General features: G+C 47.2%; 32 protein-coding genes and 2 tRNA genes. 23 read left to right on the top strand and 11 right to left on the bottom strand.

What is annotated here, in order from left to right:
• Nucleotides 1-67 precede the first annotated feature (67 nt).
• From thiI to TM_RS08580, 9 genes are read left to right on the top strand one after another with little or no spacing between them, the layout of a single operon-like run.
• Nucleotides 68-1,225 (top strand): tRNA uracil 4-sulfurtransferase ThiI, encoded by a 1,158-nt coding sequence (gene thiI, locus TM_RS08620; protein WP_004082210.1) that lies wholly within the window; start codon nucleotides 68-70, stop codon nucleotides 1,223-1,225.
• On the top strand, nucleotides 1,222-1,965 hold the full coding sequence (locus TM_RS08615) for a lysophospholipid acyltransferase family protein (RefSeq protein WP_004082209.1): 744 nt from the start codon (nucleotides 1,222-1,224) through the stop codon (nucleotides 1,963-1,965). Before thiI ends, TM_RS08615 begins: the two co-directional genes overlap by 4 nt.
• Nucleotides 1,962-3,116, top strand: a complete 1,155-nt coding sequence (locus tag TM_RS08610) for a cysteine desulfurase family protein (protein WP_004082208.1) — start codon at nucleotides 1,962-1,964, stop codon at nucleotides 3,114-3,116. The genes TM_RS08615 and TM_RS08610 overlap by 4 nt, the downstream gene beginning before the upstream one ends.
• A 33-nt stretch (nucleotides 3,117-3,149) precedes the next feature.
• Nucleotides 3,150-4,028: a YicC/YloC family endoribonuclease gene (locus TM_RS08605; protein ID WP_004082207.1), complete on the top strand. Its 879-nt coding sequence runs from the start codon at nucleotides 3,150-3,152 to the stop codon at nucleotides 4,026-4,028.
• 12 nt (nucleotides 4,029-4,040) lie between these two features.
• On the top strand, nucleotides 4,041-4,319 hold the full coding sequence (locus TM_RS08600; protein WP_004082206.1) for a DUF370 domain-containing protein: 279 nt from the start codon (nucleotides 4,041-4,043) through the stop codon (nucleotides 4,317-4,319).
• Between the two features lie 11 nt (nucleotides 4,320-4,330).
• Nucleotides 4,331-4,954 (top strand): guanylate kinase, encoded by a 624-nt coding sequence (gene gmk / locus TM_RS08595; protein ID WP_004082205.1) that lies wholly within the window; start codon nucleotides 4,331-4,333, stop codon nucleotides 4,952-4,954.
• On the top strand, nucleotides 4,939-5,178 hold the full coding sequence (locus TM_RS08590) for a DNA-directed RNA polymerase subunit omega (RefSeq protein WP_004082204.1): 240 nt from the start codon (nucleotides 4,939-4,941) through the stop codon (nucleotides 5,176-5,178). Before gmk ends, TM_RS08590 begins: the two co-directional genes overlap by 16 nt.
• 2 nt (nucleotides 5,179-5,180) lie before the next feature.
• Nucleotides 5,181-6,365: a bifunctional phosphopantothenoylcysteine decarboxylase/phosphopantothenate--cysteine ligase CoaBC gene (gene coaBC / locus TM_RS08585; protein ID WP_004082203.1), complete on the top strand. Its 1,185-nt coding sequence runs from the start codon at nucleotides 5,181-5,183 to the stop codon at nucleotides 6,363-6,365.
• Nucleotides 6,328-7,476: a L,D-transpeptidase family protein gene (locus TM_RS08580; RefSeq protein ID WP_004082202.1), complete on the top strand. Its 1,149-nt coding sequence runs from the start codon at nucleotides 6,328-6,330 to the stop codon at nucleotides 7,474-7,476. The genes coaBC and TM_RS08580 overlap by 38 nt, the downstream gene beginning before the upstream one ends.
• A 32-nt stretch (nucleotides 7,477-7,508) precedes the next feature.
• Here TM_RS08580 and TM_RS08575 read toward each other — a convergent pair whose 3' ends face one another.
• The 3 genes from TM_RS08575 to TM_RS08565 all read right to left on the bottom strand — a co-directional run bounded on the left by TM_RS08575 (nucleotide 7,509) and on the right by TM_RS08565 (nucleotide 8,454).
• Nucleotides 7,509-7,883, bottom strand: a complete 375-nt coding sequence (locus TM_RS08575) for a S1 RNA-binding domain-containing protein (protein ID WP_004082201.1) — start codon at nucleotides 7,881-7,883, stop codon at nucleotides 7,509-7,511.
• Between the two features lie 33 nt (nucleotides 7,884-7,916).
• The gene (gene rpmE / locus TM_RS08570) at nucleotides 7,917-8,132 is read right to left on the bottom strand and encodes a 50S ribosomal protein L31 (RefSeq protein ID WP_004082200.1); all 216 of its coding nucleotides are present in this window, start codon (nucleotides 8,130-8,132) and stop codon (nucleotides 7,917-7,919) included.
• 121 nt (nucleotides 8,133-8,253) lie between these two features.
• Nucleotides 8,254-8,454, bottom strand: coding sequence for a cold shock domain-containing protein (locus TM_RS08565; protein ID WP_004082199.1), 201 nt, complete (start codon nucleotides 8,452-8,454; stop codon nucleotides 8,254-8,256).
• Nucleotides 8,455-8,677: 223 nt separating this feature from the next.
• Here TM_RS08565 and TM_RS08560 point away from each other — a divergent pair, with 223 nt between their 5' ends.
• The 4 genes from TM_RS08560 (at nucleotide 8,678) to TM_RS08545 (ending at nucleotide 11,689) form a co-directional block, all read left to right on the top strand.
• On the top strand, nucleotides 8,678-10,375 hold the full coding sequence (locus TM_RS08560) for an HD domain-containing phosphohydrolase (protein WP_004082198.1): 1,698 nt from the start codon (nucleotides 8,678-8,680) through the stop codon (nucleotides 10,373-10,375).
• A 73-nt stretch (nucleotides 10,376-10,448) separates the two neighbouring features.
• Nucleotides 10,449-10,664, top strand: a complete 216-nt coding sequence (locus TM_RS08555; RefSeq protein ID WP_004082197.1) for a DUF5320 family protein — start codon at nucleotides 10,449-10,451, stop codon at nucleotides 10,662-10,664.
• A gap of 5 nt (nucleotides 10,665-10,669) precedes the next feature.
• Nucleotides 10,670-10,873: a DUF5320 domain-containing protein gene (locus tag TM_RS08550; RefSeq protein WP_004082196.1), complete on the top strand. Its 204-nt coding sequence runs from the start codon at nucleotides 10,670-10,672 to the stop codon at nucleotides 10,871-10,873.
• Nucleotides 10,874-10,921: 48 nt separating this feature from the next.
• Nucleotides 10,922-11,689 carry an MBL fold metallo-hydrolase gene (locus TM_RS08545; RefSeq protein WP_004082195.1) on the top strand — a complete coding sequence of 256 codons (768 nt, stop codon included), beginning with the start codon at nucleotides 10,922-10,924 and terminating at the stop codon, nucleotides 11,687-11,689.
• Here TM_RS08545 and TM_RS08540 read toward each other — a convergent pair.
• From TM_RS08540 to TM_RS08520, 5 genes are read right to left on the bottom strand one after another with little or no spacing between them, the layout of a single operon-like run.
• On the bottom strand, nucleotides 11,646-12,128 hold the full coding sequence (locus TM_RS08540; RefSeq protein ID WP_004082194.1) for an HD-GYP domain-containing protein: 483 nt from the start codon (nucleotides 12,126-12,128) through the stop codon (nucleotides 11,646-11,648). The two genes, TM_RS08545 and TM_RS08540, sit on opposite strands and share 44 nt — an antisense overlap.
• Entirely contained in the window at nucleotides 12,113-13,321 is a 1,209-nt protein-coding gene (locus TM_RS08535; protein WP_004082193.1) for an RNA-guided endonuclease InsQ/TnpB family protein, read from the bottom strand. The genes TM_RS08540 and TM_RS08535 overlap by 16 nt, the downstream gene beginning before the upstream one ends.
• A 36-nt stretch (nucleotides 13,322-13,357) precedes the next feature.
• The gene (locus tag TM_RS08530; RefSeq protein ID WP_004082192.1) at nucleotides 13,358-14,191 is read right to left on the bottom strand and encodes a hypothetical protein; all 834 of its coding nucleotides are present in this window, start codon (nucleotides 14,189-14,191) and stop codon (nucleotides 13,358-13,360) included.
• A 21-nt stretch (nucleotides 14,192-14,212) separates the two neighbouring features.
• Nucleotides 14,213-14,719, bottom strand: coding sequence for a DUF996 domain-containing protein (locus tag TM_RS08525; protein ID WP_004082191.1), 507 nt, complete (start codon nucleotides 14,717-14,719; stop codon nucleotides 14,213-14,215).
• A 4-nt stretch (nucleotides 14,720-14,723) separates the two neighbouring features.
• On the bottom strand, nucleotides 14,724-15,437 hold the full coding sequence (locus TM_RS08520) for a YdcF family protein (protein WP_004082190.1): 714 nt from the start codon (nucleotides 15,435-15,437) through the stop codon (nucleotides 14,724-14,726).
• A 62-nt stretch (nucleotides 15,438-15,499) separates the two neighbouring features.
• Here TM_RS08520 and TM_RS08515 point away from each other — a divergent pair, with 62 nt between their 5' ends.
• Both TM_RS08515 and TM_RS08510 read left to right on the top strand, forming a co-directional pair.
• A complete protein-coding gene (locus TM_RS08515) occupies nucleotides 15,500-16,657 on the top strand; it encodes a flagellar hook-length control protein FliK (RefSeq protein WP_004082189.1) in 1,158 nt (385 codons plus the stop codon).
• Nucleotides 16,644-16,904 (top strand): FlhB-like flagellar biosynthesis protein, encoded by a 261-nt coding sequence (locus TM_RS08510; protein WP_004082188.1) that lies wholly within the window; start codon nucleotides 16,644-16,646, stop codon nucleotides 16,902-16,904. The genes TM_RS08515 and TM_RS08510 overlap by 14 nt, the downstream gene beginning before the upstream one ends.
• 31 nt (nucleotides 16,905-16,935) lie before the next feature.
• Here TM_RS08510 and TM_RS08505 read toward each other — a convergent pair.
• Nucleotides 16,936-17,012 (bottom strand) — tRNA-Pro (locus tag TM_RS08505).
• 151 nt (nucleotides 17,013-17,163) lie between these two features.
• Between TM_RS08505 and TM_RS08500 the strand changes: the two genes are divergently transcribed.
• A tRNA-Glu gene (locus TM_RS08500) sits at nucleotides 17,164-17,238 on the top strand.
• A gap of 262 nt (nucleotides 17,239-17,500) precedes the next feature.
• Nucleotides 17,501-17,851, top strand: coding sequence for a hypothetical protein (locus TM_RS08495; RefSeq protein WP_227738452.1), 351 nt, complete (start codon nucleotides 17,501-17,503; stop codon nucleotides 17,849-17,851).
• Nucleotides 17,852-17,952: 101 nt separating this feature from the next.
• Here TM_RS08495 and TM_RS08490 read toward each other — a convergent pair whose 3' ends face one another.
• Nucleotides 17,953-18,444 carry a DUF192 domain-containing protein gene (locus TM_RS08490; RefSeq protein WP_004082186.1) on the bottom strand — a complete coding sequence of 164 codons (492 nt, stop codon included), beginning with the start codon at nucleotides 18,442-18,444 and terminating at the stop codon, nucleotides 17,953-17,955.
• The gene (gene xylA, locus TM_RS08485) at nucleotides 18,444-19,778 is read right to left on the bottom strand and encodes a xylose isomerase (protein WP_004082185.1); all 1,335 of its coding nucleotides are present in this window, start codon (nucleotides 19,776-19,778) and stop codon (nucleotides 18,444-18,446) included. Before xylA ends, TM_RS08490 begins: the two co-directional genes overlap by 1 nt.
• A gap of 104 nt (nucleotides 19,779-19,882) precedes the next feature.
• Between xylA and TM_RS08480 the strand changes: the two genes are divergently transcribed.
• The 6 genes from TM_RS08480 to def are packed head-to-tail and all read left to right on the top strand — an operon-like array spanning nucleotide 19,883 to nucleotide 24,212.
• Nucleotides 19,883-21,073: a M20 family metallo-hydrolase gene (locus tag TM_RS08480; protein ID WP_004082184.1), complete on the top strand. Its 1,191-nt coding sequence runs from the start codon at nucleotides 19,883-19,885 to the stop codon at nucleotides 21,071-21,073.
• Between the two features lie 5 nt (nucleotides 21,074-21,078).
• Nucleotides 21,079-21,630, top strand: coding sequence for a sensor histidine kinase (locus TM_RS08475; RefSeq protein ID WP_004082183.1), 552 nt, complete (start codon nucleotides 21,079-21,081; stop codon nucleotides 21,628-21,630).
• Nucleotides 21,623-22,255, top strand: coding sequence for a class I SAM-dependent methyltransferase (locus TM_RS08470; RefSeq protein ID WP_004082182.1), 633 nt, complete (start codon nucleotides 21,623-21,625; stop codon nucleotides 22,253-22,255). The genes TM_RS08475 and TM_RS08470 overlap by 8 nt, the downstream gene beginning before the upstream one ends.
• Nucleotides 22,236-23,015: an energy-coupling factor ABC transporter ATP-binding protein EcfA1 gene (ecfA1, locus tag TM_RS08465; protein WP_004082181.1), complete on the top strand. Its 780-nt coding sequence runs from the start codon at nucleotides 22,236-22,238 to the stop codon at nucleotides 23,013-23,015. The genes TM_RS08470 and ecfA1 overlap by 20 nt, the downstream gene beginning before the upstream one ends.
• Nucleotides 22,975-23,718 carry a 5'/3'-nucleotidase SurE gene (gene surE / locus TM_RS08460; RefSeq protein ID WP_004082178.1) on the top strand — a complete coding sequence of 248 codons (744 nt, stop codon included), beginning with the start codon at nucleotides 22,975-22,977 and terminating at the stop codon, nucleotides 23,716-23,718. Before ecfA1 ends, surE begins: the two co-directional genes overlap by 41 nt.
• Nucleotides 23,718-24,212 carry a peptide deformylase gene (gene def, locus TM_RS08455; protein WP_004082176.1) on the top strand — a complete coding sequence of 165 codons (495 nt, stop codon included), beginning with the start codon at nucleotides 23,718-23,720 and terminating at the stop codon, nucleotides 24,210-24,212. Before surE ends, def begins: the two co-directional genes overlap by 1 nt.
• The last annotated feature ends 7 nt before the right edge of the window (nucleotides 24,213-24,219 follow it).

The following is a 24,219-nucleotide window of genomic DNA, read 5'->3' as shown; positions in this document are numbered from 1 at the left end:
CATTATAAACCAGGAAACGGCAAATTCTGTGTTTCTTCTGCTAAAATCTTATCCGGAGGTGAAAGAGTTGAGAGTTTACATAGTGAGATATTCCGAGATAGGTCTCAAAGGAAAGAACAGAAAAGATTTTGAAGAAGCTCTTAGAAGAAACATCGAGAGAGTAACCGGAATGAAGGTGAAGAGACAGTGGGGAAGATTTCTCATTCCAATAGATGAAAACGTAACACTCGATGACAAGCTGAAGAAAATCTTTGGAATTCAAAATTTCAGCAAAGGATTTCTGGTGAGTCACGATTTCGAGGAAGTGAAGAAATATTCACTGATCGCGGTGAAAGAAAAGCTGGAAAAAGGAAATTACAGAACTTTCAAGGTGCAGGCCAAAAAGGCCTACAAGGAATACAAAAAAGGTGTGTACGAAATAAACAGTGAACTCGGTGCTTTGATACTCAAAAACTTCAAGGAACTTTCCGTTGATGTACGCAATCCGGATTTTGTTCTCGGGGTGGAAGTGAGACCGGAAGGGGTTCTGATTTTCACAGACAGGGTGGAGTGCTACGGTGGACTTCCCGTGGGAACGGGAGGAAAAGCGGTTCTTCTTCTCTCTGGAGGAATAGACAGTCCTGTGGCAGGCTGGTACGCACTGAAAAGAGGAGTTCTCATAGAGTCCGTCACGTTCGTGTCTCCTCCGTTTACATCGGAGGGGGCCGTGGAAAAAGTGAGAGACATATTGAGAGTTCTCAGGGAATTCAGTGGAGGTCATCCCTTGAGATTGCACATTGTGAATCTCACAAAGCTGCAGCTTGAGGTCAAAAAGAGGGTGCCGGACAAATACTCGCTGATCATGTACAGAAGGTCCATGTTCAGAATAGCGGAAAAAATAGCAGAGGAAACCGGTGCGGTTGCTTTTTACACGGGAGAGAACATAGGACAGGTGGCGAGCCAGACGCTGGAAAACCTCTGGTCTATAGAGAGCGTGACTACAAGACCCGTGATAAGGCCTCTTTCCGGTTTCGACAAAACAGAGATCGTCGAAAAGGCGAAAGAGATCGGAACCTACGAGATCTCTATAAAGCCTTACCAGGACAGCTGTGTTTTCTTCGCTCCGAAAAATCCTGCAACGAGATCTCATCCCTCGATCCTCGAGAAGCTGGAACAGCAGGTTCCAGATCTTCCCGTTCTCGAAGAAGAAGCGTTCACCTCCAGAAAAGTCGAGGTGATAGAGTGAGAAAAATCAGAAATCTTCTGCTGACGCTGTACTTCTACTTCATAGCCACCGTATACATTGTTTTTTACGGAGGGTTTGTGCTTTTCAGATCATTTTTAATGAGAGACCGTGAAAAAGCCAGAAAGTACGTTTTGAAGGAGATAGAAAAATTCGGGAAAAGAGCCTTCACATGGCTTTTTTCTGATGTGGTAGTTGAAGGCAGCGAAAATATTCCGAAGGACAGAAATTTCATAGTGGTTGCGAATCATCAGAGCCTCATGGATATCCCGTTGATCCTCGGCTTCGTTGCCACAGGCGCGTTCATAGCGAAGGAAGAACTGAGAAAAATTCCAGGGGTGAACTGGTACATAAGATATCTGAACGGTGTGTTTCTTGACAGGAAAAATCCGAGGAGAGCGGTGAGAGCACTCAGGGAAGCTATTGAAAAGCTCAAAAACGGAGTTACCTTCATCGTCTTTCCGGAGGGAACGAGATCACCAGACGGAAAGGTTCTTTCTTTCAAAAAAGACAGCCTCATGATCGCTGTGAAGACTGGTGTTCCAGTTCTGCCCGTTTCCATCTGGGGAACTTATCATCTGATTCCAAAGGGAAGATGGACGTTCACTCCTGGGAAGGTCTTTCTCAAGATACACGAGCCGGTCGATCCGAAAGGATTTTCAAGCGAGGAGGAACTCAGAAAATACGTGGAAGAGGTCGTGAAAAGGGGAGTTGAAGAGTTAAAAGCGAGGTGGTCGAAATGAGGGTTTATTTTGACAACAACGCAACGACGAGGGTGGACGATCGGGTTCTCGAAGAGATGATCGTTTTCTACCGCGAAAAGTATGGAAATCCCAATTCTGCTCACGGCATGGGTATAGAGGCGAATTTACACATGGAAAAAGCGAGAGAAAAGGTGGCAAAGGTACTCGGTGTCTCACCTTCAGAAATATTCTTCACCTCCTGTGCAACGGAGTCGATAAACTGGATTCTCAAAACGGTCGCTGAGACGTTCGAAAAAAGAAAAAGAACCATCATCACCACTCCCATAGAGCACAAAGCCGTTCTCGAAACGATGAAATATCTATCGATGAAAGGTTTCAAAGTGAAGTACGTTCCCGTTGATTCCAGGGGTGTTGTGAAACTGGAAGAACTGGAAAAACTCGTAGATGAGGACACGTTCCTTGTCAGCATCATGGCTGCGAACAATGAAGTGGGAACTATCCAGCCCGTTGAAGATGTGACTAGGATAGTGAAGAAAAAGAACAAAGAGACCCTCGTTCATGTCGATGCCGTTCAGACGATAGGGAAAATTCCATTTTCCCTCGAGAAACTGGAAGTGGACTACGCGAGTTTCAGCGCGCACAAATTTCACGGACCGAAAGGCGTTGGAATAACCTACATCAGGAAGGGAGTTCCTATCAGACCCCTCATACACGGTGGTGGACAGGAAAGAGGGCTCAGATCTGGAACGCAGAATGTTCCGGGAATCGTCGGGGCAGCCCGCGCTATGGAAATCGCCGTTGAAGAGCTGAGCGAAGCAGCAAAACACATGGAAAAGCTCAGAAGCAAACTCGTATCGGGTCTGATGAACCTGGGAGCCCACATCATAACTCCCCTGGAGATATCCCTTCCCAACACCCTCTCCGTCTCTTTTCCGAACATCAGAGGTTCCACTCTTCAGAATCTACTCTCCGGCTATGGTATTTACGTTTCAACCTCATCGGCCTGCACCAGCAAGGATGAAAGATTGAGCCATGTTCTGGATGCGATGGGGGTAGACAGGAGAATTGCCCAGGGAGCCATCAGAATCAGCCTCTGCAAATACAACACAGAGGAAGAAGTGGATTACTTCCTAAAGAAAATCGAAGAAATTCTCAGTTTTCTGGATTTAACTGGAAATAATCGCCGATAATGATATAATTTCAACCAGAAGGGGGAATATCTGGTGATAAAAAGCATGACCGGCTTCAGCAGAGTCGAAAAGGTGTCTGGTCCCTATCAGTTCAGAGTCGAGATGAAGTCCTTGAATTCGAAAGGCCTTAACATCATAAACCAGCTGCCCGGGTATCTTTCCATGAAAGAGATAGAGCTGAACAACCTTGTTCAGGAGTACGTGAGCAGAGGAAAAGTCCAAACTCGAGTTCAGGTGAAGTTCCTGGAACCTCCCAAGGTGCTTGAGATAGACAAAAACGTTGTCAGGGCGTATTATTCGATGCTCGATGAAATAGTAGGGGAACTTTCTCTTCCTGAACCTGTGAAACTCTCGGACCTTCTGAACTTCAGAGAGGTCTTTCGAATAGAGCTTTCAGACGAGGAAATAGAAAATATCTGGAACCATCTGGTTCCCATTCTCAGAGAGGCCTTGGAAAAGCTCGTTGAGGAAAGAAAAAAAGAGGGTCAAAAAATAGGTGCGGATCTGAAGAGGATTTTGGAAGACCTTTCGTCTCGAGTTGAAGAAATAGAAAAAATCTCTGATCAGCTTCCTGCACTTTACCGTGAAAAGATAAAGGAAGAAGTGGAGAAGATCCTTCCACAGGATGTCTCTGTGAAAGAAGACATTCTGGAGAATCACGTGGCTTTCATGGCCACCAAAGCCGACATAAGAGAAGAGATCACCCGGCTCAGAAGTCACATAAAAAGAGCTCTTGAGCTAATAGAAAGCGACGAGCCGGTCGGAATGAATCTGGATTTTCTCGGTCAAGAGATGTTGAGGGAGTTGAACACAATCCTTTCCAAGTCTATCTCCGGTGAGATAACCAGCCTTGCTCTCGAGGGGAAGGTACTGGTTTCTCAGTTCAGGGAGCAGATTCAGAACGTTGAGTGAGGGGGAGAAAGTATGTACGGTCTGATCAACATCGGTTTTGGAAACGTGGTAGCGGGTGACCGTGTGATCGCTATCGTGAACCCCGAGTCCTCTCCTTTGAAGAGGATGAAAGACGAGGCGAAGCTTGAAGGAAAGCTCATCGATGCTACATATGGAAGAAAAACAAGATCGATCATCATCACGGACAGTAACCATATCATTCTGAGTGCCATTCAGCCGGAAACGATCGCTCAGAGATTCATGGAGAACTTCTACGAGATAGAAAGAGTGTTGAGAGAAACGAAAAAATAGGAGTGTGATCAATGAAAGGACAGCTTTTCGTCATCTGTGGTCCTTCCGGTGCGGGGAAAACCAGTATAATCAAAGAAGTTCTCAAAAGACTGGACAACGTAGTTTTCTCCGTTTCCTGCACGACAAGGCCGAAGCGCCCTCACGAGGAGGATGGCAAGGATTATTTCTTCATCACGGAAGAAGAGTTTTTGAAGCGTGTCGAAAGAGGAGAATTCCTCGAGTGGGCCCGTGTCCACGGCCATCTCTATGGGACCCTTCGCTCCTTTGTGGAATCTCATATCAACGAAGGAAAGGATGTTGTACTCGACATAGACGTTCAGGGTGCGCTCTCGGTAAAGAAGAAATACTCAAACACGGTGTTCATTTACGTGGCTCCTCCATCCTATGCGGATCTGAGGGAACGTATCCTCAAAAGGGGAACGGAGAAAGAAGCAGACGTGCTTGTAAGACTCGAAAACGCCAAGTGGGAGCTCATGTTCATGGATGAGTTCGATTACATCGTTGTAAACGAAAATCTCGAAGATGCTGTAGAGATGGTCGTGTCGATTGTGAGGTCCGAGAGAGCGAAAGTCACCAGAAATCAAGACAAGATAGAACGGTTCAAGATGGAGGTGAAAGGATGGAAAAAATTGTGAAGTTCGACCTCAAGTACGATGAACTGCTTAAGAAGATACCCTACAAGTACGCCATACCTGTTGTTGTGGCAAAGCGTGCTGAAGCGATCAGAGAATACGCCAGGCCGTTTGTGATTACAGACGACGAAAATTATGTTAGCATCGCCTTCATGGAGCTCAGCCTGAACTACATCAGGATCAAAAACGAGGAGATACTGAAAGCGCTCATTCCGAAGGTGAAGTGAGGATGAGGATAGTACTCGGTGTCAGCAGCGGCATAGCGATATACAAAGCCGTGGACCTGGCAAGTAAGTTGAGAAAAGAAGGTCACGAACTTCACGTGGTGATGACACCGGACGCCACCAGAATGATTTCTCCGGTGGTGTTTTCAGCTGTTGGAAACTGTTCCGTGTACCACGACTGGATGGATGTCAGGAATGGCTGGATCCCGCACACCGAAATTTCCAGAACGGCAGACGTGCTCGTTGTTGCCCCCGCAACCGCGAACACCATTTCAAAGATCGCAAACGGAATAGCGGACAATCTTCTCACACTCGTCGCTCTCGCTTTTGATAAAGACGCGAAGATTCTCGTTCCCACGATGAATTACCGTATGTACAGCAACAAACTGTTTCAAGAGAATCTTGAAAAGCTAAAAAACAACGGCTGGTTCGTTGTGGAACCCGAAGAAGGCCATCTCGCGTGCGGTGAGGTCGGAAAGGGAAGATATCCGGAGAACGAAAAGATAGTCGAAGCGGTACACCTTTTGACTTTTCCAAAGAAGCTCGCCGGAAAAAAGGTTCTTATCACCGCGGGACCAACAAGAGAGCGTATAGACGCTGTGAGGTTCATCACTAACGCGAGTTCAGGAAAGATGGGATACGCGCTGGCAACTGTCGCAAAGAGGATGGGAGCTCGTGTTTCTCTTGTATCCGGCCCAACGTCTTTGAAACCACCTTACTATGTGGATGAATTTGTGAAAGTAGAAAGTGCTGAAGAGATGTACGAAGAGGTGATGAAGAGATTCGAAGATACAGACATCGTGATAATGAACGCCGCCGTGGGAGATTACAGGCCGAAAAAGGTCTTTGAAGGAAAGCTGAAGAAAACAGAGAACGATCTCGTTCTCCATCTCGAAAGAACAAAAGATATTCTCAAAGAACTCGGACAGAGAAAGTCAAATCAGATTCTTGTGGGATTCGCGGCTGAGGTGGAAAATTTCGAGGAGAACGCTGTGAAAAAGCTGAGAGAGAAGAATCTGGATTTGCTCGTGCTGAACGATGCCCGGAAAGCGTTCTCTTCCGACAGAGTGGAGGTCTACATATACGGAAGAGACGGTTTCATCAAAAGGATTGATGAAGATGACAAGATTCGTGTGGCTTGCGGTATTCTTGATGTTGTTTCAAACCTTGCTGGCGGATCACCTTCTTGAACTGAAGAGCGTTTCTGAAGATCACGTGACTCTCTCCGTAAAAAAACTCTACGAAGGAGAAATAACGACCTTTCTTCTCTACTCCCCGGCGGGATTTGTGTTTCCTGAAAAAGTGAAAAACAGCGATTACACCTTCGAGGTGGATTTCGAAGGCCCCTTCTTTCCAATTGTTGAAGGTGTGAATTCTTTCGGGAAGAGGATGTACCGTGTGGCACCTCAGGTTTTGAGGGTACCTCTGGAGAAACCCGAAACAAGAGTGATCTCGGACATAAAAAACGGAGAAGTTCTGGTGTACGTGTTCATTCAGTCTCCAGAAGGTGTGGTACCTGTCTCGTTAAACCTGGAGGGAAAGAGATTCAGATTCTTCAACCTGGAAGGGAAGTGGATCTGCGTCTTCAAGTCCTTTCTCGAAGATGGTGCGCACGAACTGGAAATTACTTTCAACGGTCCATACGGTTACACCTTCAGCTTGAAGAAAGAAATCTACGTTATAAAACGCGTTGCGGTACCTATGAGGGGAGAAGATGGCGCTTTCGACTACACTGTGTTTGCCGAGCACGTTGTGAAGAGAGGAGAAACACTCTGGAGCATAGCCAATCAATACGGTGTGAGAGTTGGAGACATCGTTTTGATAAACCGCCTGGAAGATCCCGACAGGATAGTGGCTGGTCAGGTTTTGAAGATCGGAAGGGTCTATTTCCGGGAGAATCCAGTCACAATAGTTGTGAATCTGTTTTCATCTAAGCTCGCTCTTTACTACGATGGGGTTCTGCTCAAAGTTTATCCCGTGGCCCTTGGAAGGAGTGACGCCACACCTCCGGGACGTTACTGGGTTCTCAGAAAAGAGATAGATCCTGCCCTCTACTGGTTTGGGGAGTACATATCCCCCAGAACCCCTCTCAACGGACTCGGAACGAGGTATCTGCAGTTATCGGATCCCACGTATGCGATACACGGCACCTCGAAACCGTGGGAAATAGGAAAAAGGATCTCGCACGGTTGTATCAGGATGTTCAACAGAGATGTGGAAGAAATCGACGCTTTCGCTGGTGTTGGAACGGAAGTTGTGGTGGTGAAGGAAGATAAAGAATTTCCAGAAAGGATCTATTAAAAAAATGAAAGCGGGGATTACCCCCGCTTTTTTTACCATGCGCTTCTTCTGCCTTTTTTCTCGAGTCTCTTCTTGTATTCGGAAAGCTTCTGACTGCTTTCTTTCAAGAATCTGGATAGCTTTTTCTCGAAATCCATATTTTTCTTTTCTTCAGATTTCTCACCTGTCTTTGGTGTTTCTTCTTCAAGATCTTTCAGGGAAAGTTCCCAGCCGCCGTTTCTGGCTCTTCCTATCACCTTCGCGGATATCTCCTGCCCCTCGTGAAGGTAATCTTCGATTCTCTTCACATAGTTTTTGGAGATCTTGGAAATGTGGATGAATCCTCTTTCCCCCCCTTCGATATCCACGAAGGCTCCGTACTTCACGATCTTAGAAACCTTTCCCTTCACAAGTTCACCAACTTTCACAAAAAACCCTCCTCACAAAAGTGATATTGCCTCTCAATAGTTGTCTCCGTACTTCCTTCTGAACTTCTCCACTCTACCCTCCGTATCCACTATGAGAACGCCACCTTTTCCACCGGAGGTGTAGAACGGATGGCAGTTAGAACACACGTCGATTCTTATATTGTCAACCGTCGTGTAAAAAGTGTGCTCAGCACCACACGCACACTTAACAGTTACGAGCTTCATCTCTGGATGTATTCCCTTTTTCACCGTGTCCTCACCTCTCCATGAATATTATTACGTCTCACATGCCAAATGGTACCATATGTGAGACTAAAAATCAAGTGGAGAAAGAAAATTTAAGCCCCCGGGCGGGGGCTGATTCGTCTCTTTACTCAACTACTTTCACGTGCGCTGCCTGTGGACCTTTCTTGCCTTCCTGAATCTCGAACTCGACGACCTGGCCTTCCTTCAGAGTTTTGAAACCTTCCATTTCGATGGCTGACCAGTGTACGAACACGTCTCCTCCTTCGTCCTTTGTGATGAATCCGTAGCCCTTCTTGGAATCGAACCACTTAACCTTTCCTCTCATAACACATGCCTCCTTAACGAAAGATGGTACTCCTCAATCATAACACTTCGTAGGTGGATGTGTCAAGATGTATTGACCTCCTCCCAATCTTCCCCTCTTCGGGCTCGGAGATACTTTATTTCTGTGCGACCTACTAAAGTTTTAGCACTTCTAAGCCAAATAGTCATACATCACGATCGCCTTGTAAAAATGTAGTAAAATAAGAACACCGAGGGGTGATGATGTGGCACCGAGAAAATTGAGTGATGTTATCAAAGATCTGGTTTACAAGAAAAATCTGATCTTCATTTTTCTTCTATCGCTCGTGATAGCTGTTTTTGTTTTTATAGTAACCTACTATATTGGCAAGAAAGACTGGTTCGAAAAGCTCACCCTTGTTTCGAACGAGTGGGAAAGGACAATCGATCACTACCGGGATGTCCTCGATTTCTTCGCAGATCGCAGTAAGGATTTTGAAAATCCCGGAACGATTCTCGAGGTTTTGAAACTGATCCGCGAACACTTCGGAGATTATTCAGCTTATCCCATCTTTGCCACCCCGGATGGCAATTACTACATATATCCTCTTTACACGTTTCCTCCCGATTTCGACCCAAGGGAGAGACCCTGGTACAAAGCTGCTGCTGAAAACCCCGACTCTGCTGTGGTTACTCCTCCCTTCACCCACAGAATCCTCGGTGTTGTCACTTTTGGTATAGTGAGAGCGATACTCGACGAACGAGGAAACCTCCTCGGTGTTTTGGGAATCGATATTGTTCCATCAAAGGTGATGAAGGATCTTCTACAACCGGGCATGTACGTTCTTTCAGAAGACGGAACGGTTCTTCTTCAAAACGGTGAAATCCATGTGAAACTCGATCCCGAAGACTTTGAATCAAGAGATTACGGCGCGAAGATAAGCGTGTCCGGTGTTGCATTTTTCAGAAAAACGGGATCCACGGTCTTTGTGATCCAGGTACCGCTTCTTGTTTTTCTGAGGAATTCTCTTCTCCACTTGGGTTATGTGATCGGGTTAGCCTTCATAATTTCTTTCCCGATCGTTCGAAGAGTATCTAAGTTGATCGACAGAGAACTCAGAGTTCCCCTCGAGGTGTTCTCGAAGGCTTCAAAGGAGTACCTGCGTTCCAGGATCTTTGATCTTGGGGGTACATCTTCGAACATTCTGGAGATCAACCAGCTCATCGATGAAGTTTCCGATATGATCACCATAATTGAATCCCAGAGGGAAGAGCTCGAAGCATCCTACGAGGAGCTCGAGGCGTCTTACTCTGAACTTCAAAAGATGGCTCAGGAGATAGAGGAGAAAAGCCGAGCTGTCGAAGAAGCGTACGAATTTTTCACCTACAAACTGGTGGATATCGTGGAAGGTTTCGACGAGCCGACTGGAAACCACGTCAGAAGAGTTCAGGAGCTGTCGAAATTCTTCGCTGAAGAGATGGGCCTCGATGAAGATCTTGTTCACAAAATATATCTGTACGCTCCACTCCACGACATTGGAAAGATAAAGGTTCCCAAGGAGATCTTGAACAAAAAAGGAAAGCTCACAGCAGAAGAATGGGAAATCATGAAGAAGCACACCATCTGGGGTGGGGAGTTGCTCTCCGGCAGAAAAGAACTGGAAGTTGCAAGAAACATAGCCCTCTACCACCACGAAAGCTATGACGGAACGGGCTATCCATTCGGTCTGAAAGACGACGAGATCCCCATAGAAGCGCAGATCGTCAAGATAGTCGATGTTTACGATGCCCTGCGCTCAGAAAGACCCTACAAAAAAGCCTTGTCCCATGAAGAGGCCGTCAGGGTGATTCTCGAGGGAGACGGAAGAACCTCACCGTCCAATTTTCACCCCAAGCTGATCGAGATTTTCAGGGAAAAACACGAAAAGATCAAAGAAATCTGGGAAAAAACTCACGGCGAATAATTGATGTTGGAAGTCTAGAGCGACTTGACTTTTTCTCATATATATGTAAAATACATATATGGGAGGTGAGAATATGTGGTGGGGCAGAGGATACGGATGGAGAAGAGGCTGGGGCTGGCGAGGAGGATTCGGTTTTGGAAGAGGGCCATGGTGGGCTTATTACGACTATCCTCCAGTACCACCTTCTCCTGAAGAGGAAAAAGAAATGCTTCTAGATTACAAAAGATACCTGGAAGAGGAGCTCAGATACGTTGAAGAGAGACTGAAAGAGCTTGAAAACAGGAGGTGAGCAGTATGCCGAGGCTCGACGGAACGGGCCCGATGGGACTTGGGCCGATGACGGGCAGAGGTCTTGGATGGTGCAGGTTCGGTGGTAGCTGGGCAAGACCTTGGGGATGGTGGAGAGGTTTTGGTTATGGATGGAGAAGAGGATGGCCATTTGGAATGGGCTTTGCTTGGAGACACAGAAGAGGATGGGGATGGAGAGGCTGGTGGTAATATGAAGGGGGTATCAACCCCCTTCAGTTTTTGAGCGGAGGGAGAAAGATGCGAATACACGTTCTGTGTGATGATTCATCTCAAAATGGATTTGAAAGCGAACACGGTTTTTCTGTTCTTGTGGATTCCGTTCTTTTCGATACGGGGAAATCCGATGTGTTTCTCAAAAATGCGCGAAAACTGGGAATTGATCTTCCAAAGGACGTGCTCATCAGTCATGGTCACTACGATCACGCAGGGGGTCTTTTGTATCTTTCAGGAAAGAGAGTGTGGCTCAGAAAAGAAGCCCTAGATCAGAAGTATTCTGGAGAAAGATACGCAGGAGCCGATTGGAATGAAGTACTCAAGAAGAACACAGGAAAGTTCGTGATCGAAAGAATCACTGAGATCGGGAAAAACATGTTCCTTCTGGGACCAGCGAATCTGAGAGGAAAGGTCCCCACAGGAGACTTCTTCGTTGAGAGAAACGGTGAGAGGCGAAAAGATCTCTTCGAGGACGAACAGACTCTGGTTGTGAGAACAAAGGAAGGTCTGGTTGTCATAACCGGTTGTTCTCACCGCGGGATCGACAACATTCTCCTTGACATCGCGGAGACCTTCAACGAGCGCATCAAAATGGTGGTGGGAGGCTTCCATCTTCTGAAATCTTCCGATGATGAGATAGAGAAAATCGTGAAGGCCTTCAACGAGCTTGGAGTTGAAACCGTGGTTCCCTGTCACTGCACGGGTGAAAGAGCAGTTGATATCTTCAAAAGAGAATTCCTCGGGAAAATCATGGATTGCTACGCGGGTTTGAAACTTGAGGTTTCAGACTGACGAACTCCGAAAGATGTTTTTCTAGGATTCCCACGATCTCCTGATCGAGAGGCATTTTCTTCATGAGAGCTGCAGCGTCTTCTGGCTTCATGGCTTTTCTGTAGGGTCTGTCGCTGGTAAGGGCGTCGAACACATCCGCTACCGCTAAAATCCTGGCAAGGAGCGGTATCTCTCCATCTTTCAAACCGAAAGGATATCCAGAACCATCCACCCTTTCGTGATGGTATAGAACCACAGGGACAGCGAAGGACAGCTCCGGATATTCCCTCAATATGTCTGCACCAACGATGGAGTGTTTTTTGATTTCCTCGAATTCTTCATCTGTGAGCTTTCCGGGTTTGTTCAAGATGTGTTCTGGTACAGCGATCTTTCCTATTTGACCTCCTCCCAATCCCCTGAAGGGGATGGGATTCTTGGTGGCTCTCAGGCCACCTTCCATGGAGCCAAAGATGCTCCATGGCCACAGAGGTGTGGATGAAACCTCACACCTCTGACGGGGGCCAAGCCCGCTACTACCTGGCCTGTGCCAGGATACCTTTTCCAGATGTTGATTGCTCCAACTCCGTCCCTGTGATACTCAAAACCGCAGGCTTTGCAGTGGTATCTTCTTCCGTTCGGATTGTTCTTTGCACCACAGACAGGACACGTCTTGCTTGTATTCGCTTCTGAGATGAGTTTCACTTCGATTCCGAACTGCTCTGCTTTGTACCTTATCATCTCGATGAGTTTTCTGAACTGCCACTGGTGGATCTTCTGGTTCGCGTTGTCGCTGTAGTCCGCTCTTTCTCTGATCCCTGTGACGTCTCCTATCACGATGGTTCTGATTTGTTTTCTGAGGCACAGTCCGATGAAACTGCTTGTGATCTTGTGCATGATGTCGTTGATCTGGTTTCTGAGCCGTCTCAGGACTCTTTTCTTTGCACGAACAAGCTTGTTGTACCTTCTTGATCCCTTCTTGCACTCTGCTATGGCAGACTGAAAACTTGCAAGGCGTTTGTTTCGATAGCGAAGAGTGCTGCTGAGGACTCCTCCGTGGTAGCTGATGACTTCTTTTCCATCAAAGCACGTGATGGGACGGAGCACTCCAAGGTCGGCCGCCATAACACCAGAGCCAGCATTCTTCTCTTCAATCTCCACCTCTATCGCAAGGTGGAGATAGTATCCATCTTCAAAGACAAGTCTTGTCTGTTTGATGCGAAGGGGAGGTTTGAGAGGTGTTTGTACAACAAATGATTCTCGTTCTTTGCCCAAAGACAGTCTTAGGGTACCGTCTGGCAGAAGTTTTACAGCGCTTTCTTTCCATATGAACGGCAGATAGCGTTTTTTCTTGTGGGGAGGTTTTGCATCTTGATTCTTTTTGGCTGCTTTGAAGTACCCTTTGAGGGCTTGAAAGTAGAGCTGAACAAATGCCTGCTTTGAATGGACGTGGATTTTGATGTTTTCTGCCCAGCGGAGGATGTATTTGTCTGCGGTGGGCCAGGACAGCCAGAAGCCTTTCTTTCGGTGTATCTTTCGCACAATAGACATCGTTTTGTTGTAGATTCTTGCTGCAGTGCGGTTGAGTTCTTCGCATGTTTGACTCAGGTGTCCTGGTACGGCGAGTTTGTAGGTTCGTATCACACGTCCGGGCATTTTCCCACTCCCTGTGCTAATTGTAACACAGTTGAACTACAACAACCACTTACTATCCCCCTGAAGGGGGATAGCTTGCGTGGTTGGGGTTCTGTCATGGAGTCGGCCTGCTATTCCAAGCTCTTTCAGTTCCTTCTTGTTAAGTCCCAATTTCTTTCCTAAGAGAACAGCGATTCTCGAAGTGTATTCCGAGTGAAGAGCTGTGTAGTGATCTTTCTTGTCGATAATTTTGATCATCCTTTCGAGTCCTTCTGTTTCATAGTGAAACTTCAAAATAGACCTCACAAAAATGGAGTGAATGATGAGTATGATTGAGAACCCTCCAAGTGAACTCCAGAAAGAAACTGCAAACCATTTATTGCCGAACTTGCTTCTGTACTCTAAACCCCAGAACGTCTTCTTTCCTCCCTTTCGAAACTCCACAGAAGCACCGATTGAGTTCAAAATACCAGCTACGTTCCATTCTACATACGCTGTTCTGTCAGCTATCATTTCTTCTCCCATGCTGTCGTATATTTTGAACAGTGCCCAGAGTCTTTCCCCATCTGATTCCACTCTGTAGTATTCCTCTTCGAAATCTGGAGGTTGATTCAGGATCTTTATTTCCTTAATGTATGGATCTAAAGATTTTATTTCCTCAAAGGCTTCTTCGATGAATTCTTCATCGTTTTTTTCTATCGCTTCTTTCAGTTCTGTCCACTGAAAGTATCCACTCGATACGAGATCCACAGATCGCTGAACGATGATTTTGAAGACTTCGAGCTGGTAGCGTTCCAGTTTCTTCTGGTAGTGGATCTGAACAAAAGCCACTCCAAAGAAAATGAGCATTGCGACGACTAAGAAAATCCATTTGTAACGTTTCAGATACAAAAATCATCCCCCCGAGTTTTTTCAAGCCGCTTCTTCGGATGGTTTTGAGAAAAAGCCAACTATCGTGAGAATATCACCCACAAACATGAGTATGAAACCCATCCCGAAAACAACAAGAAGGATCGCTCCCCATTTGTAGAAAGACGCGGCGGTGTTGAAGACTGAGATTTTCAAACTCTCGGCGATCATTCTGTAGGCTTTCACCTTGTAAACGAGGGCTATTATTCCAAGAACAACAATGGTTACGAAGCCGGCTAAGGTCACACCACCAGCGAACAGACCGCCCGCGAAGAGTGAAGCAACGAGTGAAACAGAGAAGATCACAGAAACGATCAACAGCAAAACAGCGGGTATCAAGAGGTAGTTGAAGATTCTTCTTTCCCCCACCTGCTGTGAAATATTGTAGATACCAATGAGAAACAGTATGAGCCCCACAAGAGAAAAGATCCACCCTACCACCGGCACCGCACCAAACAGTTTGAGTATCATCCCTACCCCCGCCAACGTTTTCGCGGTTGAAAGATTCATCGTATCACCTCCACCTGAAATTGTACCAGACAAGACCGATCCACTCGTAGATGGCCCGTGAATTCAGATAGAAAGAGGTGGCATTCGGAAGGAAATCTACGAACTCCGGATCTCCAAAGTAGAATCCAGCGGGGTACGGTGTCACACTCTGAAAAAACCTCTTGAAAGTGAAAACAGCCCTTCTCATGTGGATCGAATCGGTTACCAGAATGATGGGCACATCTCCTATTTTTTCCCTCGTGAAAAGGGCGTTTTCGTACGTGTTTCTCGATCTGTCTTCAACGGTGATCTTTTCTTCGGGAACACCCAGCGAAACAAGGTAGTCTTTCATTATCATCGCTTCCGACCTCAGCCCGGTTAAACTACCACCGGTTACGAGTATAGGCATTTTTGTCTTCTGGTAGATCTGTACACCTGTCAGAAGCCTTCTCAGAGTGGCATCGCTGAGGTTGTCACCCGCCTTCGTGTTTCTTTCCACACCACCACCGAGAACAACGATCACAGCGTCGTTTGGAAGCGTTGCAGGAACATCGAGGTTTTTCTCGAGAGGCCAGAGAAAGAGAAACTCCCCCACGTAACTGCTGAAAAGATACACAATCGCTGCCAAAGCCAAGAGGAACCATCTTGCTTTTTTGAAAAAGAAACTCCCCACGATCAACAGGAGTATGAAAAGACCGGGTGTTACCAGAAACGCTCCGAGGATTTTTTGAAGGAACATTCTTCCACCTCCACGTTTATGATTTTAAACGACTGTCGATAATCATAGGGGGAGGATGAAGAATGGACGTCTGGAAGGTTCTGGGAAGGTACAGCAACGTGCTCGTTCTCTCGAAGAAAAACAGCATCCTCATCCTCGAGATAAACGGCAAGGCACCGAAGCCGGGAGAGAGCGTGAGAGTCTGGAACAACAGGGTCATGACCGGAAAGGAGCTCAAAGCGAAGCTCCTGGCACACTTCGATGAAGAACTCTCCCTCAAGGTTCTCAAAGTGCCGGGTCTTCTGGAATTCTTGCACGACATTTCCCGCGGGTTCGATAAGAAGTACGTTCACTTTGTGAAGTTGTTTGTGAAACACCTCGTTCCATCTCGCTTCCTCAAGATGAACAATGAAGAAAAGAAGATCATAATGAAATCTTTCCCTGAGGTTTTCGAGTCAGGACCTTCCAGCGTTCGGATCAGGTTTTCCGTCAAGAGCTTCTTTGAGTACGTTCAAAAGAACTTTCCAATCAATCGGAATATAAATGAAGAGGCTCTCAGAAGAACAGTCACTTTGAAAAGACCCATCCTTTCCACCGAAGAGTACGATGTCTATCAGATGAATGAACCGCTCTCTAAGGGATTCGCGGGGAAGAACTACATGGCATTACCTCTCTCTGGAAAGTACCTGATTGTTGTTTTCAGAAGGAGAAACTTTCCGTTTGTCGAATTCAAACTCAAGGAGGAGCCGGATCTGACCTTCTTTGAGGATTTTGTGAACGACAAAGTAGCGGTTGAGAAAAGAGAAAACGGCTGGGTCCTCATCTGGAAAGACAGAGAAATGATGGAGTTTGAACTTCCGGACAAAGAACTCCTCCCAAGACCTGAAAAACTGGTGGACGATGACCTCTTAGATGCCGTCTTTCTTTTGAACAGCCTTCTGGAAGAAAACGTCAGGTTCGCTTCGATGCCTTCTTTCGGTGTTCAGGAGATGTGGTGGGAGAAAGACAACAATAGAGTGATCCTTGTTGTTAACACCGTGCGGTTCGGCAGGGTCGTTGCCGACGTGATTTTGGAGGGCAGATCTCTCTCGGTGAGATTCTACGCTGAGAAGAATTCGGAGGAATTGTCCGCTCACAGCGAAGAGCTTCAGAAGGAATTCGAAAGATTGGGATTGATCGCGCACGTCTTCTTTTTGAGAAAGGATCCCATGAACTGGGAGGGATTCAATGCGTACGGATGAGATAAAGAAAGCAGTGGCTTTGAAATACGATCCCACCAGAACGAGTGCACCTGAGGTTGTGGCAAAGGGTGTGGGTGAAGTTGCAGAAAGGATAATCGAGATGGCCAGAAGGCATGGCATACCAATAGAAGAAAGGCCGGATATCATAGACGATCTTTTGAGACTGGATCTTTTCTCAGAGATTCCTGAAGAGATGTACCTTGTGATCGCTGAGATATACGCCTTTCTGAAAAGATACGACAAATGAAAAGAGGTCCCCAAACGTGGGGACCTCTGCGTGGTCGGGGCGACTGGACTTGAACCAGCGACCTCTTGCGCCCCATGCAAGCGCGCTAGCCACCTGCGCTACGCCCCGCCGTCTTTATATTTTATCACAGGATGTGAAGATTTCAACCCTTATGGATTTTCGTTCGGCCCTCCGTAGAGCTCTTAAATGTGTTGGTATCTGGAAAATTTAACTCCCCACTTGATTTTCTTTCCGATATGGTTTAAAATTACCCCTGGATGGCCCCATAGGATAACGGCCAGTCCGCCGGATTCTCAGTCCGGAGGTCGGGGTTCGATTCCCCGTGGGGCTGCCAGATGCAATAGCAGAAGTGTAAAGGGATGCCAAAAGGCATCCCTGTTTTTGTTTTAACTGGTATCTTTCTGTTTTCCAGCGATTCTTCAAAAAACACTTTGCTTTTTCAGGCGAAATTTTAATATAATACAAACAATAATAGGGGGGATGATCATGGGAAAGAAAGTGTGTTTTCTGGCCTGTTTGATCTTCTCAGCGGAACACAGGAAGCTGACACGCTTTCAGAAGCAGCGAGGGGACTCGTCGATCAGCTTTAAGCGGTGATGAGCAACACATCTTCGTTTGAAATACCAGATCCCGATAGTTCTCCAGACGAGTACGAGGATTGGGCGATGGGATTTCTGGAAGGTGCCTCTTCTATGATCTACATTCCAAGCGATTTCGAACAACTCGTGTGGGCAGAAGGCTGGCAGTATCTCTACTATGTGTTTCAGGTAAGTTTCTTCATGCCTGCAACCGTCACATCGATCGAAATCGAGGGAATAACGGAATATACCACAAAGTTCATCCCATTTCTCCTTAACAACAAACCAGATTTCGTCGATAAGACCTATTTCCTTTCTCTTAAGTGTACAACGGTGGATGGAACGACCACAGCGGTTCAGTGGCGATGATATCAGTGGATGGAAAGTACTACTCCTTCTCGCTGGACATCGTACAAAAGGATGAAGGAACCGAAGTTAGACTGTACCCAAAGCCGCAGTCTATATTGTGATCATTTCTCTATTGAAACCCTGCTTCCCACGCCGAATCTGTGCCTTTCGAAGAAGCCTTTCTTCACCTCGAGAGCGTACCTGAAAGGGCCTGGTGCGTAGTAGATCTTGCAGGGTTCCTCTTTGCATGGCTCCATCTCCTGAATGGAGAATATGACACCGTTTTTGTCTATGAAAGCGATCTCGAGGGGAACGTACGTGTTCTTCATCCAGAAACCCGAGCAGGTGTCCTCTTCAAAAACAAAGAGCATCCCGAAATCGTCCGGGATGCTCTTTCTGTACATCAGACCAATGGAACGAAGAGCGGGGGTGTTCGCTATTTCCACATCCAGTTTGAGTGACTTTTCACCATCTGTGATCACAATCCTTCCTTTTGGGAACTTCACCCTGTCGCTCTGTCCGGATACAACGACTACAACAATTATTCCGATCGTGATCAGAAGTGGCAGAAGAAACTTTTGAAGTCTCAAGAAAAGGGGTCTCAAACCCCACATCACCTCAGTTCTGCTATTGTCTTCACTATGTAGCTGTTGAGCAGGCTTTCGAGGTACTCCTGCTTTCCAGATGGAAGTTCGATATCTTCTTTGTCTATTATATACTCTTCGAGTTTTTCGAAATCGGTTTTTCCTTCTACGATCTCTTTTCCGATACCTTCTTTGAAGCTTCTGTATTTTTCCTCGATGAACTTGTCGAACACTCCGTCTTTCGCGAGTTTGTACGCTATCTTGAAGCCGAGGGCGAAGGTGTCCATTCCTGCGATGTGACCGATGAAGAGATCTTCTACCTTGTAGGAAGCCCTCCTCACCTTCGCGTCGAAGTTGAGGCCACCCTTTGTGAATCCTCCTGCTTTTATCACTTCGTACATGGCAAGTGTTGTGTCGTAGATGTTCGTTGGGAACTGGTCGGTGTCCCAGCCGAGCAGGAGATCTCCCTGGTTGGCGTCGATGCTTCCAAGTTTTCCGAGGATCCTTGCCATCCTCAGTTCGTGCTGGAATGTGTGACCGGCAAGTGTCGCGTGGTTCGCTTCAATGTTGAACTTGAAGTACTCATCAAGGCCGTGGTTCTTCAGGAAAGCGTAGGCCGTTGCCACATCGAAATCGTACTGGTGCTTGGTGGGTTCTTTCGGCTTGGGTTCTATGAGGAACTGTCCGGTGAAGCCGATCTTCTTTGCGTACTCCACTGCCATTCTGAGAAATCTCGCGAGATTTTCGAGTTCCAGCCCGAGATCTGTGTTGAGGAGTGTTTCATAGCCTTCTCTTCCACCCCAGAAGACGTAGCCTTCTCCTCCTAGTTCTTTTGTGATCTCGAGGGCCTTCTTCACCTGGGCCGCCGCGTAGGCAAAGACATCCGCACTGCATGTCGTCGCGGCGCCGTGCATGTACCTCGGGTGGGAGAACAGATTCGCCGTTCCCCAGAGGAGTTTCACGTTGCTGTCCTTCATTCTTTCCTTAATTCTTTCCACCACTTTGTCCAGTATCTTGTTTGTCTCTCTGAGCGTCTTTCCTTCGGGAGCGATGTCTCTGTCGTGGAAACAGAAGTACTCGATGTTGAGCTTTTCGCAGAACTCGAAGAGAGCGTCCACCCTTGCAAAAGCTTTGTCCATGGGATCGGAGAACCTGTTCCATGGGCGTTCAGCGGTTGGATCTCCAAACGGATCTCTTCCCTCGTTCACGAAAGTGTGCCAGAAGGCGACGGAAAACTTCAGATGATCCTTGAGGGGCTTCCCATCGATCACCTCGTTCGGATCGTAGAACCTGAACGCCAGCGGGTTCGTGCTTTCCTTACCTTCAAACTGAATCTTTGGGATTTCTGGGAAAAATTCTGCCATGTAAACACCTCCCTAAATTTTTTCTATCAATCAATTATATAAAATCTTGGGGTATCATTTCAAATATTTTTTTAGGATATACTTGAATCTGGGAGGTGTTTTCAATGGAGATCACAAAAAGAATAGAAGAGCTCAGAGAGGAAATGGTGGAATCCTTGAAGAAATTCATCTCCATCAACTCGGTGAATCCTGCTTTTGGAGGCCCGGGAGAGAAAGAAAAGGCCGACTGGCTTGAAGGCCTCCTCAGGGATTTCGGTTTCGAGGTCGACCGCTGCGATGTGAGAGACGATAGGGGTATATGGCGATCGAACATTGTGGCAAAGATTCCGGGAAAAAATAGAGAAAAAACGCTCTGGATCGTGACTCACATCGACACGGTACCACCGGGAGATCTCTCTTTGTGGGAGACGGATCCTTTCGTGCCCGTTGTGAAGGACGGGAAAGTTTACGGTAGGGGAGCCGAAGACAACGGAGGTTCCATGATAGCCTCCATATACGCTGGGAAGGCCCTTATCGACCTTGGTATCACTCCCGAGTACAACTTCGGTCTTGCACTCGTTGCCGATGAGGAGGCGGGAAGTGAGTATGGAATCCAATATCTGATAGAAAAAGGGTTGTTCAGCCCAGAAGACATGTTCCTGGTCCCGGATGCTGGAAACGAAAAGGGAGACTTCATCGAGATCGCAGAGAAGAGCATCCTGTGGTTCAAAGTGATGGTGAACGGAAAACAGGGACACGCTTCAAGACCGCAAACAACAGAGAACGCTCTCAGAAAGGGTGCACATCTCATAACAGAGATAGATGAAGCACTCCACAGGAAATACTCCGATAGAGATGAACTCTTCGATGAACCGCTCAGCACGTTCGAGCCCACTCGCGCTGAAAAAACTGTGGACAACGTGAACACCGTTCCCGGCAGATTCGTCTTTTACTTCGACTGCAGGGTCCTGCCTCGCTACAATCTCGACGAGGTGCTGTCCATCGTCAAGTCGATTCTCGATGGAAGAGGTGCAGAGCTGGAGGTCGTCGTGAAACAGCCCGCGCCCGAGCCAACTCCACCCGATTCGGAACTCGTGGTGAAACTTTCCAATGTTTTGAGAAGTCTAAGAGGGCTGGAAGCGAAAGTGGGAGGTATAGGTGGAGGCACCTGCGCTGCGTTCTTCAGAAAGAAAGGCTGGCCCGCGGTCGTCTGGAGCACAATAGACGAGACTGCTCATCAGCCCAACGAGTACCGAAGGATATCGCACATGGTGGAAGATGCGAAGGTGTTCGCACTTCTCGGAACCGAGAGGTGAATCGATTGCTCAGAACGATCGCTGATCACCTCATGGATGTAGCGCAAAACGCCGTGAAAGCAGGAGCGAAGAACATAAAGATAGAGATAGAAGAGACCGATGAATGGTTCAGTTTCGTCGTGGAAGACGACGGACCGGGGATAGAGAATCCAGAGAGGGTGTTCGATCCCTTCTTCACCACAAGGGATCCTAGGCTGAGAAAAGTGGGGCTCGGTCTTCCATTTTTGAAACAGGCCGCGGAACAGACGGGAGGATTCGTTAAATTACACACAGAAAGAGGAAAGGGAACGAAAGTAGAAGCGCGGTTCAATCTGAAAAGTGTGGATTGCCAGCCGGTTGGGGACGTAGCCGGAGCACTCGCGAGTCTCATTCTTTCTGATCCCGATGTGAACTGGTACATCATCAGAAAGAAGAATGGAGACGGTTATGAGATAAATACCATCGAACTGAGGGAGAAAGGACTCTGGGACCCGGAGAGCCCCAGTTTTGCGGTTTTTCTCTTCGAAACTCTGGAGAGTCTTGAGAGAGAATTGAAAGGAGGTGAAAACAATGAGTGAAAAATTCGAACACTACTACACGGTGGAACCCACATCGAAGCTGAAGGTCAGAGAAGCGAGACTCGTTTTGAAAAACGGCCATGAATACATTTTCAAAACACCTTCCGGTGTGTATTCTTACGGAAAAATAGACAAAGCCACGCAGGTGCTCCTTGAAAACCTGAAAGTTCACGGAAAGAAGGTGCTCGATCTTGGATGCGGCTACGGTGTGATAGGAATCGTTTTGAAAAAAGAATATCCAGATCTTGAAGTTTACATGAGCGACATAAACAAGCGCGCAGTGGAATTCGCCAAGATAAACGCGAAGGACCACAACGTCGAAGTCGATATAAGGTGGGGGAATCTCTACGAGCCGTGGGAAGATATGAAGTTCGACATGATCGTGTGTAATCCTCCGATCGTTGCAGGAAAGAAAGTCTGGATGGAAATAGTGAAGAGTGCCCCCGAGTTCCTTGAAGAAGGCGGAAGCCTTCAGATCGTCGCTTACCACAACAAAGGTGGCAGAAGGATCAGAGATTTCATGAAAGAGGTTTTCGGGAACGTGGAGGAGCTCTGCAAAACCGGTGGAATAAGGGTTTACAGGTCCGTGAAAGGATTGAAAGAAGATGAAGATAACGCTGAATAGCGTTTCCTTCAGATACAACGGAGACTACGTTTTGAAGGACGTGAACGCCGAGTTCGAAACGGGGAAGATCTACGTTGTGGTGGGAAAAAACGGCTCCGGGAAGACCACCCTTTTGAAGATCCTCGCAGGACTCCTGGAAGCCGAGGGAGAGATTTTCCTGGACGGTTCACCAGCGGATCCGTTTCTTTTGAGAAAGAACGTGGGCTACGTCTTCCAGAATCCGTCTTCACAGATCATAGGTGCCACCGTGGAGGAGGACGTGGCCTTTTCGCTGGAGATAATGGGGCTCGACGAGAGCGAAATGAGAAAGAGAATAAAGAAGGTCCTGGAACTGGTGGGACTCTCCGGTCTCGAAAAGGAAGACCCGCTGAACCTTTCAGGAGGCCAGAAACAGAGGCTTGCGATTGCCTCGATGCTCGCTCGGGATACACGCTTTCTCGCTTTAGATGAACCGGTTTCCATGCTGGACCCTCCCTCTCAGAGGGAGATATTTCAGGTGCTCGAGAGCCTCAAGAATGAAGGAAAGGGAATAATACTGGTAACACACGAGCTGGAGTATCTGGATGATATGGACTTCATACTCCACATCTCGAATGGTACAATCGATTTCTGTGGAAGCTGGGAGGAATTCGTGGAGAGAGAGTTCGACGATGTGGAGATTCCTTTCAAGTGGAAACTCTGGAAGAAATGTGGGAAGATAAACCTGTGGGAGGATCGGTATGAGAATTCTGGTAACCAACGACGACGGGATACAGTCTAAGGGGATCATCGTCCTCGCAGAGCTTCTTTCCGAGGAACACGAGGTGTTCGTGGTGGCTCCCGATAAAGAGAGGAGCGCAACTGGTCACAGCATCACCATACACGTTCCGCTCTGGATGAAGAAGGTTTTCATCTCAGAGAGGGTGGTTGCGTACTCCACTACAGGAACGCCCGCGGACTGTGTGAAACTCGCCTACAACGTGGTCATGGATAAAAGGGTCGATCTCATCGTGAGTGGTGTGAACAGGGGGCCCAACATGGGCATGGATATTCTCCACTCTGGGACGGTCTCGGGTGCGATGGAAGGTGCCATGATGAACATTCCTTCGATTGCCATATCGAGTGCTAACTACGAGAGTCCCGATTTCGAAGGAGCGGCACGTTTTTTGATCGACTTTCTGAAAGAATTCGACTTCTCACTCCTCGATCCTTTCACCATGCTGAACATAAACGTGCCTGCTGGTGAGATAAAGGGATGGAGATTCACAAGGCAGAGCAGAAGAAGGTGGAACGATTACTTCGAAGAGAGAGTCTCACCCTTTGGGGAGAAGTACTACTGGATGATGGGAGAGGTCATCGAAGACGACGATAGAGACGATGTTGACTACAAGGCGGTTAGAGAAGGGTACGTCTCCATCACTCCGATACATCCCTTTCTCACGAACGAACAGTGTCTGAAGAAGTTAAGGGAGGTGTACGACTGATGTACAGAATAAGAGTCTTTGGAGATCCCGTCTTGAGAAAGAGGGCAAAACCCGTTACAAAGTTCGACGAGAACCTGAAAAAGACCATAGAAAGAATGATAGAGACGATGTATCACTACGACGGTGTGGGACTCGCGGCACCGCAGGTTGGAATATCTCAGAGGTTCTTCGTCATGGACGTTGGAAATGGTCCGGTTGCCGTGATAAATCCGGAGATTCTTGAAATCGATCCAGAAACTGAAGTAGCAGAAGAGGGGTGCCTCAGCTTTCCCGAGATCTTCGTCGAGATAGAAAGGAGCAAAAGAATAAAGGTCAAATACCAGAACACAAGGGGAGAATACGTGGAAGAAGAACTGGAAGGTTACGCTGCAAGGGTTTTTCAGCACGAGTTCGATCATCTGAACGGAGTTTTGATCATCGATCGAATCAGTCCAGCAAAGCGCCTTTTGCTCAGAAAGAAACTCATGGACATAGCAAGAACCGTTAAGAGATGAGGAGGGA

Origin of the sequence: Thermotoga maritima MSB8 (genome assembly GCF_000008545.1) — a bacterium.
GTDB classification, from domain to species: Bacteria; Thermotogota; Thermotogae; order Thermotogales; family Thermotogaceae; genus Thermotoga; species Thermotoga maritima.
The sequence above is the reverse complement of the archived record's forward strand: the minus strand, read 5'-3'. Positions and strand labels throughout refer to the sequence as shown.